Origin of the sequence: Mesorhizobium sp. M1E.F.Ca.ET.063.01.1.1 (genome assembly GCF_003998155.1) — a bacterium.
In the GTDB taxonomy this organism is placed as follows: domain Bacteria; phylum Pseudomonadota; class Alphaproteobacteria; order Rhizobiales; family Rhizobiaceae; genus Mesorhizobium.
Genome location: NZ_RZSC01001645.1, coordinates 1 through 430, shown reverse-complemented (window position 1 = coordinate 430; position 430 = coordinate 1). Strand labels below are relative to the sequence as shown.

Annotated in this window: 1 protein-coding gene; it reads right to left on the bottom strand. The window is 65.1% G+C overall.

What is annotated here, in order from left to right; genetic code table 11:
• A partial coding sequence (locus EOA29_RS40215) for a lyase family protein (protein WP_245468875.1) occupies window positions 1-430 on the bottom strand: 430 nt, incomplete at both ends.

Here is a 430-nt window from a genome sequence, read left to right as displayed (position 1 = left end):
GCGCAGCGTGGTGCCGTTCTTGTGCGCGGTCTTGGCGATCTTGGCGGCGTTGTCGTAGCCGATGGTGGGGGCGAGCGCCGTCACCAGCATCAGCGAGCGCTCGAGCGCGGCCTTGATGTTGTCTTCCCGGGCCTCGATGCCGACCACGCAATTGTCGGTGAAGGACACGGAAGCGTCCGCGAGCAGTTGCACCGACTGCAGGAAATTATAGGCCATCAGCGGATTGTAGACATTGAGCTCGAAATGGCCCTGGCTGCCGGCGAAGGTGAGCGCGGCGTTGTTGCCGAACACCTGCACGCAGACCTGCGTCATCGCCTCGCACTGGGTCGGGTTGACCTTGCCCGGCATGATCGAAGAGCCCGGCTCGTTTTCCGGCAGCGAGAGCTCGCCGAGGCCCGAGCGCGGGCCGGAGCCGAGAAAGCGGATGTCG